Annotated in this window: 9 protein-coding genes; 4 read left to right on the forward strand and 5 right to left on the reverse strand. The window is 42.4% G+C overall.

Annotated elements, in window-relative coordinates:
• The 4 genes from IQ229_RS04830 to IQ229_RS04845 all read right to left on the reverse strand — a co-directional run.
• A partial coding sequence (locus IQ229_RS04830) for a DUF6753 family protein (protein ID WP_194041772.1) occupies window positions 1-642 on the reverse strand: 642 nt, incomplete at its 3' end.
• Between the two features lie 163 nt (window positions 643-805).
• Entirely contained in the window at window positions 806-1,576 is a 771-nt protein-coding gene (locus IQ229_RS04835) for a mobilization protein (protein ID WP_162398267.1), read from the reverse strand.
• Window positions 1,577-1,621: 45 nt separating this feature from the next.
• Complete coding sequence (locus tag IQ229_RS04840) at window positions 1,622-2,260, reverse strand: hypothetical protein (RefSeq protein ID WP_162398266.1); 639 nt, start codon at window positions 2,258-2,260, stop codon at window positions 1,622-1,624.
• Window positions 2,257-3,405 (reverse strand): ParM/StbA family protein, encoded by a 1,149-nt coding sequence (locus IQ229_RS04845; RefSeq protein WP_162398265.1) that lies wholly within the window; start codon window positions 3,403-3,405, stop codon window positions 2,257-2,259. The genes IQ229_RS04840 and IQ229_RS04845 overlap by 4 nt, the downstream gene beginning before the upstream one ends.
• 609 nt (window positions 3,406-4,014) lie before the next feature.
• On the opposite strand from IQ229_RS04845, the gene IQ229_RS04850 reads away from it, so the two are divergent.
• The 4 genes from IQ229_RS04850 (at window position 4,015) to IQ229_RS04865 (ending at window position 7,505) form a co-directional block, all read left to right on the forward strand.
• Window positions 4,015-4,161, forward strand: coding sequence for a hypothetical protein (locus IQ229_RS04850; RefSeq protein WP_202928733.1), 147 nt, complete (start codon window positions 4,015-4,017; stop codon window positions 4,159-4,161).
• 51 nt (window positions 4,162-4,212) lie between these two features.
• Complete coding sequence (locus IQ229_RS04855; protein WP_228013139.1) at window positions 4,213-4,587, forward strand: plasmid mobilization protein; 375 nt, start codon at window positions 4,213-4,215, stop codon at window positions 4,585-4,587.
• Window positions 4,584-6,017, forward strand: a complete 1,434-nt coding sequence (locus tag IQ229_RS04860) for a relaxase/mobilization nuclease domain-containing protein (RefSeq protein ID WP_162398264.1) — start codon at window positions 4,584-4,586, stop codon at window positions 6,015-6,017. The genes IQ229_RS04855 and IQ229_RS04860 overlap by 4 nt, the downstream gene beginning before the upstream one ends.
• A 132-nt stretch (window positions 6,018-6,149) precedes the next feature.
• Entirely contained in the window at window positions 6,150-7,505 is a 1,356-nt protein-coding gene (locus tag IQ229_RS04865; RefSeq protein ID WP_162398263.1) for a hypothetical protein, read from the forward strand.
• A gap of 344 nt (window positions 7,506-7,849) precedes the next feature.
• Here the strand turns inward: IQ229_RS04865 and IQ229_RS04870 are convergent.
• Window positions 7,850-8,279, reverse strand: a 430-nt coding sequence (locus IQ229_RS04870) for a hypothetical protein (protein ID WP_194041774.1), incomplete at its 5' end; no start/stop codon positions are given.

Below are 8,279 nucleotides of genomic sequence, written 5' to 3' on the forward strand. Positions count from 1 at the left end.
TTGACCGTTTTGGTCACGACTCAGCAAATCTTGATTCCATTGCATTAGGTTGTGAGCAAACTTACCTTCATTACTGGTTGCCCATTCCAAAGCATTGGCTTGGGCTTGTGTGAGTTGGCGTGGCCCAGCAGGATCTAGATGACTGGATTGATACCAAGACATTCCACCTACACTTACCAGTCCGCCTACTCCAGCTGCAATTAATAGCAGTATTCCCGCAGCAATTAGAGAAGGAACTGAATGAATAGCACGCTCAAATTCAGTACGCCTAATTAATCCTGTCACAGCCTGAGCGATCGCTTTTTGCTGACCTTTTACTGCGGCCTTTTCATATGTCTGAAGATGGTCATAAAGCTGCGTTTGCCACAGGTCAAACATTGCTTCCATTTCTTTGGGATTGTCTTCCAACAGTACTTGCAGCCTGCCAGTAGCAATCATCATCAGAAATGCTGGGTCATCAGGGTCAAGTCCGGTTTGGACTACTATTTCCCAAACCCTAGCTTTAAATGAATCATCTTTACCTCGAATGGCTAAATCTAGTAAAGTTGGGTAAGGAATTTGGCTCAGTCCTTTGCCTCTAGCGGCTACTGAATCCAAAAAATCATCGTCTAAATCGAGTTCTTCAGTGTGAGAATTACTCATATCTGTATTTGCTTTTAGCTAATTAGCGCCTTCGTACCCTACGCTCATTTGGTAATCCGATTTGATTGTGGGAGATTTCATCAAAACAGTCCTGAGTAAAAAAGTAAAATTAATTGCACAGGCTAAATGCACCGCTATCCATCTACACCACTCCTGAATTAGATTACTTCTTGGTAGCAACTTTGCCGTTAACATTAGCATCATCAACTTTTTCTGTCGGGGCAGTAATTGAAGCTGTCGGAAGATTCCAAATTTTAGCTTTCTCAATTTCCTCAGAAGCTTTTTTGAGAAAATTGTGTAATCGCTGCTTACCCAATACACCTAACTCTCCATAATCTCTAGCCGCAGAAAAATTTATCTGATTGGCATCAAGGATATCCCGCTCTCGATAGCTGAACTTGGGAAAATTGATGACAGCTACTTTATGAGCTTTGATTAAATCCTGTAAATTCTTACGTCCATCTACATGTTTCCAGTCATCGCATAAACCATAATTGCGTACAAATATGTGCTTAATCTTGTTCTCAAAGCGTTCGAGAGATTGCATAAATAATTGAACGCTGTCATATCCACCACTACAAACAAACCACTTATATATTTTGACCTTATTTTTCCCAGTAATTTCTAGGATTTGATTCCGCTCAATCCAATCAGTTACTGCTGGGTATACTTGAGCAGGTAAATTGACAATGACAGAAGTTGTTAGTGCTAAATTAAAAATTTCATCAGCATCGTAAGCTTTACGCTCTGATTCGCTAAAAACTGCTGTTTTATGATTATCTGGGTAAAATGCGCCCACATCTGGATTACTTTGGTCTGCTTCTACCAATTCATAAGAGAGTTTGTTGTCAATGCAGTATTGCACCATAACCCGTGCAAACAAAGACTTGCCAACTCCACCTTTTTCACCATCCATGAAGTGAATTGCTGCCATCTGAAATCTCCTTTGTGATTTGACTAAATGTGCATTAATAAATACTTAAATATTCTCAAACATATCGTCTGTTTCATCATAGAAAGACCCCTCACCAGGAATGAATGAATCAGAATCTATTTTGTGTTTTGGCTGGTTGTCACTATTACTACTGCCATTGCCTTTCGTTTTACCTTTAGCGCTAGCATTACTATCATTTTCATCATCAATACCACCACTATTACCAATTTCTAGCCCGAACATAGTAGCAAGCGTTTGAGGATTGGTCATAGTGCTGAGAGGTACAGGCAAAACATCACTTGATTTATGCGGTAATCCTAGTTCCATTCGCAAATAAGCCAAATGTTGCTCCAGGGCATGACAACAAATTAACCCTACCTGACGCACCTCTTTATCACTAATTTCTACATCCGCATTTGCTTGAGCTTGATATGCTAAAGGCAACCAACACATTCGTAATGCCTGTAACACCATCTCTTTGCTAGTACTGACCCCATTTCTTTTTTGCAAATATATAATTAGCTTTGCATCAACAGTATTTGAGTAAGCACGAAGCCGAAGAGTCAAATTTTTATATTGTCTTTGTCTGTCAGTATCAGTTCCTTCAGACAGCCTGCGACTACCGCTACTATTGGGCTGTCTATTATTGTCATTATTTTTGGGTTGTTTTTTATTTGTAGTCATGCTAATTTCTCGATTTGCGCTCTAAACCGCATAAACAAACCAAACGCATCAATCAACCTAAACGACAAAGCTTCCTGTTCTCGGAAAGTATGGCAATAATCATTCCTTTTATCCTTGAATACTTCTTGTACCTGCTGTTGTAAGTCAGCACCCCAATAAGTGGAAATTTCTTGAAAACAATCTTGTAACTCTTGCTCTAAGTACAATGCTGCGCCACCACTCAAAATCACCTCGTTCACCGCAGGTAAAGTTGATTCCAGCCAATCGTAAAGCCTAGACCAATACTCAGTTTTAGCTGTAGCAATGGCATTAACAATCATCTGCAATTCATAATCAAGATTTTTAGGTTCTCTGCTTTTGACTAGAGCGCGAATTGCTTGGTTGTCAGCCGTGATATCTGAACCGGCTGCATAGATGGCAGAGGTTAAAGCAGTGGCATCCTGTCCAGATGTGCGCTCAATTACTCGCTTTACCATTTGGTGAAAGCCCAGTCCATTGGTGTAACCCGCCGTCATCTTGCCCCGTTCAAATAATAGAAGGCTGGTGTTGCGATGCCCGAACATTAGCACTGCGATGGTTTGGGCGTTAAACCATTCTTTACCATTCTGGCGTTGGCGAATCATTGCCAATCCTGCACCTTCGGGTAAGCACTCGAATCGCTCCAGTTTCACCCGCAACCTTTGACCCCGAAACCTAAAATCCTTGAGTGCAGACTGCAACTGTTGCTCAAATGCTTGGCGATTTTGATATTCACCATAGGGTAGTAGTGAGGTCAGTGATAGTGAAAACCTGTTAGGCAATTTGTTGTGTTGAGCGATCGCACCAATAACTGCCAGGGCTTTGTGAATTGAGGTTTCGTACTTGAGCTTATCGAGTCTGGCAGATGCTGAAAACTGCCGTGCCAGGAATCCAACTACCGTACATTGTGTATCACCATCCGCAGAACTTGACACCCAGGCTTCATCTGCTGGTTTAGGAGATTCCAAACCCTTGCGACTCGACATATAAGCGTCAATCGAACTTTGAGGCAACTTCAGCATCTCTGGTTCCATTGTCATCAAACATGGTTTGCCTTCAGTTGCTAGTTCGTAAACAATCTTGGTCAAGGAAGCACCAGGGTCAAAACTGACTATCAAGTTTGACATTGACTGTGGTTTACCTAAAAGCTTTCCTTTAAGTTAAGTGCAAATAGAAATCATGCCAATCTACCCACTGACCATTTTTATAAGGCAAAAAATTAGCCCATTGGTTATTTTTTTGCTGCATTTTCTCAAGTAGTTATTTTTATGCTATTGAATTCAAAAATACGCCACTCAAATGCCAATTCAACGCCACTTAAGCGTCACTTGAGTGCCAATTCAATCCCAATTAAGCGCCAATTCAACGCCACTGCATACATTATGTATATATTCTTCTTATCAATAAGCTTAGTTATTGATAAGAAAATGGTCAAAAAATGCCAGTTCAGTGCCACTTAAATGCCAACTCAATGCCACTGATGTTTTTAATTTGAGTAGCCCAAAAAAACCTTTGGTGAGTAGCAAGCTATGTTGCTGTCCGGACATTTTTTCTGGGGAGAAAAAACGCACCCCCCAGGTGCGGCAACAAACTTGCCCTCCTTTCACGGTTCCCCTACCTAAGTAGGTCAACCACCGTGACAGAGGGGAGATGATACGAAAATTCTCTGTAAAAGTTTAGCCTAGAAAATTTCTGCAAGGTTTGGGCGGATTAGCTTTTTAATTGCGCGATGAGCTATGCTCCGCCGTAGGCGATCGCTTTCGCTATATCGAGATACTCCTGAGCAACGCTATCTTGACTTTCTTAGTACTCAACCAAAGCTATTGCAGCGCATTCCATTTATCTCGCATCGCATCTTGGCATCGAACCAGAATCGTAAGTAACCGCTTGGTCAATGACAAATGATAATGCTGTCGTCAAACTTAAAATAGCTAATGACTAATGCATCAATAATGCGACAAAAACGCTCACACAGGATAGACATTAGACTGACTTTGGCAGAATACGAGAAAGCACAGTTAATGGCAGATGAAAATAATCTCACTATGAGTGAGTTGTTTCGTGCCAAGACTCTGAAAAATAAATTGCCCAGGCGTGCCACAAAAGTAGCAGGCCAAACTTACTGGGAGTTGGGGAAAATAGGTAATAACCTCAACCAAATAGCTAAAGCAATCAATACTTCAGTACTCATGGGAGAACCTGTGGTCGTAGATAGAGCATTGTTGTCACAGGTAAGAGATTTGGTGAAACAGGTACGGCGAGAGATTGCTGAAATTGATTTAATCACTGATTTGCAAGATGAAGGATGATTGGTAAGCACATCAAAGGTAAAAGTTTTCGGGGACTGCTAAACTACCTCTTTGGCAAAGATGGAGCAAGACAAATCGGTGGGAATATGGAAGGAACAAACCCACGCGAATTAGCAGCTGAATTTGGTATATCTCGAAGATTAAACCCGAAGGTGAGCAGGGCTGTTTATCACGCTTCTCTCAGTTTGGCCCACAAAGAGAGTTTAGATGATGATACTTGGGATGAAATCGCCCAGAAGTATCTGCAAGCAATGGGTTTTGATATGAACCAATATGTCGTAGTGCGGCATACTGACCGGACTCATGAACACATACATATTGCTGCCAGTCGCATTCAATTAGATGGGACTACAGTTTCTGATAGCTGGGACGATCGCAGAAGTGAAGCGGTAATTCGCAAGTTGGAGCAGGAATACAATTTGCAATCGGTGCAACCAAGTTGGGAAAAAGATAAGCACAGTCCAACTACTGGTGAACGTAGGCAACTTGCCAGAACTGGAGAGGAGAGCGTTAGAGTGAGACTTCAGCGATCGCTCGACCAAGCAACCCACGACCATCCCACTATGCCAGAGCTAATAGAGCGAACGCAACAACAAGGTATTAATGTCCGCGTTGGTTATACTCGCACAGGCATTGTCAAAGGCATTAGTTACCAACTTGATGGTGTGGCTTTTAGTGGTACGCATCTTGGTAAAGCATATACCTTTCCTGGTTTACAAAAGCATCGAGGTGTAAACTACAATCCCAAGCGGGATGACAAACGTATCCAGAAACTCATGGAGCAAACTGTTGAAAATCCCATACCAGCAGTTACTCAAACAAACTCTTTGCCTATACTAGAACCAACAAACTGGGAGCAAATACGCCTAAACTTAAGCCAGCAGTACAATTTACCCAATTCTCTGCTCACAGAATTGTATGAAAAGGATTGGCTCTATGCAAGTCAAACAGGTCAAGCAATATTTGTGGAACGCACGCTCGATGATCTTCCAACTCTTGCCAAGCAGCTAGAACCAACAGGTGACTTCACCGCCATTCCCCTGAACTCTGAACCGACAAAAAAAGGTAGTTTTTGGATTGCTACAGATGCCACAGTAGAAAGAGCAGTGCTACTAAGTGACCCGATTGAAGTTCTCTCTGTCATTGCCTTAGAATCAACTGTTGACAAAGAAAAGCGCAAACCTACATTATATTGGAGTGTAGGCGATAGCGAGCAAATACCTTTAGAATTTTTGCGAGCGATCGATACAGTAGTCATCGCTTTTAAAAATAATGAGAAAGTTGAGGACTTGATAGCTGAGATACTGGCTGAACTACCTCAAGCCAAACAAGTTTCTCCCGGTGAAGCTGGTTGGAATGGGATGCTAACTAACAATCACTCGCAACCCAACCAAAGGCGAATCCCAGAGCTTCAAAGTTGGGAACTTTGATATCAGTTATCATTTTTTCCTGAGTGAGCCAAGCTAATTAAAGGTTTCAGGCAAAAATTTATATGTGAAGAAGCTGGTTCTAGCGCAGCTAACGCCACTTAGAGAGGGATAAACTCTCTAGGCATAACTGCCATGACCTTAAATCCCAGAGAAACAACGATTAAATTTCTTAGACAAATAGGCTTTACCACCGGAACCAAAATTTGGCTCAGGATTTCTTGGGACTTGCCTACAGAAATGATACCTAAAAACTGGAATAACTACTGTCGCAATGGTCAATTTTTCTACTCCCACTACATTCTCTGCGGTAAAATCACCCAGCAAGGATTTCAACTCTACTGCTGTACTTACGGAGGTCGAGACAAAAAGGGCAACACCTGCTGGCGGCTGACACCTAAACGCTATGCTGATGGTTGGGCATTGGCATTTAAAATGTCATATCTTGGTGCTACAGTCAGCTTTTACCCCAACCAACCAGACAAGGGCATCAGCAATCAGCACGTTAGTCAATGCCAATGTTTGTTCTACGAAATTGATGATTTGGGATTGAGTGAGCAGCGACAAGCTGTAAACCGGCTAAGGGATGAAATCAACTTGGAACCCGCCGCCGTAGTTTACACAGGTGGGAAATCCTTGCACGTTTACTTTAAATGCAACCATTCCTTAAATCCTGCTGAATGGCTGTATCTCAATCGCCAACTGACGATTATCCAAAACGCAGATCCAGCCATTTGCAACTTAGCTCGTTCCATGAGACTGCCAGGTATGCTTCGCAGACGGGTGGTGGATGGAATATTGAGTGCAACCATCCCCATTACCCTAGAGCATTGTTCAAACTGTCAGTACAATGTGGAAGAACTAGAAACCGCATTTGATTCTACAGCCTTATTTCCCTACGAACTTTCTGAGCAACGCTGGCGCAAGTGGGTGCAGCTTCTCACAAGAGCGAAAAATGGAGAAGTTATCGACCCACAAGCAGCGCTACTGCAACCTTCTGTGACTGTCCCTCGCTCAACCTTACATTGCCGACGAGGGACAGTAACACAGGCTACAACCAGAGATAATCGCTCATCTCTTAAACAACTACGCGCTAGCGGAGTGTCTGTTCCTTTATCTATCTGTTTAACTTTGAGCGATCGCACTTTACTAACTTATGGTGAATCTGAGGGAAACAGAAACAATTCTGGCTACAAATTAGCTCGTAATCTACTAGGTACATCTAATTTACTTACCGGACACCGAATCGTTTATCATCCCGAACCACGCCAACTATTTGACCAATATTGCGATCGCTGTAAACCTCCACTCGAACCAACTGAGGCAGATACAATTTGGCACAGTGCGAATAAAACAACAGCCTTTGCCAGTCGGGATTTTGGCTCTGTCGCTATGAGCATTCGTAAGTGGAAGTCACACCGCAAATCAAAAAAGCAATGCGTAAGAAAACCAAAAAGATTAGTTAACGCAAGGTTGACAAAATCGATGTAATACCATTCCAATTTTTACCCATAATCTACTGTGTACACATATCTTTGTACAGGATTAAAACGGTGTGGGACAACTCTAAAATACTTGTGTGTACACGGTAGCCCTATTCTGGGGAGACTATATGATTATTAAAAATGAGTATTGAAGAAGAGGCAAGGGAGCAGGGAGCAGGGGAGAAGGAACAGAAAGGGGGATTCGACCCAATCAATTCGAGAACCACTTATTAGAAGTGGGGAACTCAGACCCATGTTCCACTCCGCTTCACGGCTCTTAGATGGGGTCATTTCCCCCCAGCTAAGAGCCCCCTTCCCCCTGCCTCTTCGTTGAAGGTACTATGTCTAGTTTTACTTTCCCATTTTTGGTAAATAAGACTGACGATAATTGTTCTTAGCCATCAGCCTAGCCTCACGCTTTGTCCACTGTTTTTGTAAAGGAACATCAGCTAATTTTTGCAATAATATGAATACACTATCATCTCCAGTCAACCGAGCGATGATTTGAGCGATCGCCTTACAACAACTCCAAGGATGACGCACCACCTGAACTTCTGCAAATCTCACCACACCCCAATTGCGCTCTAAGAAAAAACGGTTACGGATTTTATCATCATCAACATCAATGCAGTGGTGAGGTTTACCTGTATCTCCAGCATAAGGTTCATCAATCTCAATATCGAGAGCTAACCCAGAAAACTGATGGTAAAGGATAAAATCAGCCGAGTAACGTCGAGACGAACCAGGAATTTCAAATTCTACCGCTTGACAGATAAGATTC

Source organism: Nostoc cf. edaphicum LEGE 07299 (assembly GCF_015207245.1).
Lineage (GTDB): Bacteria > Cyanobacteriota > Cyanobacteriia > Cyanobacteriales > Nostocaceae > Nostoc > Nostoc edaphicum_B.